1 protein-coding gene is annotated in these 1,076 nt (G+C 45.7%); it reads right to left on the bottom strand.

What is annotated here, in order from left to right; translation table 11 throughout:
- Window positions 1-1,076 (bottom strand): GTP-binding protein (locus A3G19_RS07155; RefSeq protein ID WP_294871611.1); only part of this gene is annotated, 1,076 nt, incomplete at both ends.

Genomic DNA, 1,076 nt, shown 5'->3' with positions numbered 1-1,076 from the left:
CTCAAAAATTTAAAACGGTCTCGTACTTCTGTCATAATTTTGTCGTAATCTTCTTTCGGTGCCAGATCCCATTTGTTGAGAACGATCAAACACGCAAGTCGGTTTTTATCGACAAACCCCGCAATTTTCTCATCCAAATCCATAAACGGTTGGGACGCATCAAGTACGAGAAGGGCGATATCCGCCGTTTCCAACATCTCTTCGGTACGCATAAGGGCGTATTTTTCGATCCCGAGGATTTTCCCCCGCTTACGAATCCCTGCGGTATCGATAAAAGTGATCTTTTTATCCGCATACTCCACCATTTCATCGATTGGGTCGATGGTTGTCCCTGCAACGGAACTCACCACTGAACGGTCTTCTCCGAGGAGTGCGTTGAGGAGTGAGCTTTTACCGACGTTAACGCGACCAATGATCGCTACTTTCATCTGGTTGACATCACCCGCTTCGTACTCTTTGACGATTCCGCGATACGCCTCTTCGAGCGCTTCAATCGAGGTCTCCTCTTCTTCACCATCCTCTTCAGGGATAAAGAATCCATCGTCTTCATCCTCTTCATCGAACTCTTCATCATCTGATGAGGCTTTTAGTGCCGCATCAAATCCGTCCATCTCATCTTCTTCTACCGTTTCACCCTCAGGCTTGACAATAGAGGATTCAGGAAGTTCGGAAGCGATCCAGTTGAGAAGCGGTAAAACCGAACGATTATGGGAAACGGAAATACCGAAAATTCGGTTCGTTCCAAATTCATAATATTCCCACAATTTTTCCTGCATCTTGTCATTATCGATTTTGTTAACGACCAAAGCAATCGCTTTCCCCATCGATTCAAGCTCGTAAAAGAGTTTTTTATCATCCTCTTCAGGGAGACTTTTCCCATCCACCATAAAAAGGATGATATCGGCTTCATGTGCCGCTTTGAGAGATTTCTCTTTAATGCGGTCAAAGAGTTCACACCCCTCATCCAATCCACCCGTATCGAGGATCTCTACCTCTTTGTCTACCACTACGGCAACACGTTTTTTGACATCACGTGTCGTCCCTGCCTGCTCAGAGGTGATTGCATCACGCTGTTT

The organism is Sulfuricurvum sp. RIFCSPLOWO2_12_FULL_43_24 (assembly GCF_001829605.1).
GTDB lineage: Bacteria > Campylobacterota > Campylobacteria > Campylobacterales > Sulfurimonadaceae > Sulfuricurvum.
Note: the sequence above shows the minus strand (reverse complement) of the source record. Positions and strands in the feature narration are given on the sequence as shown.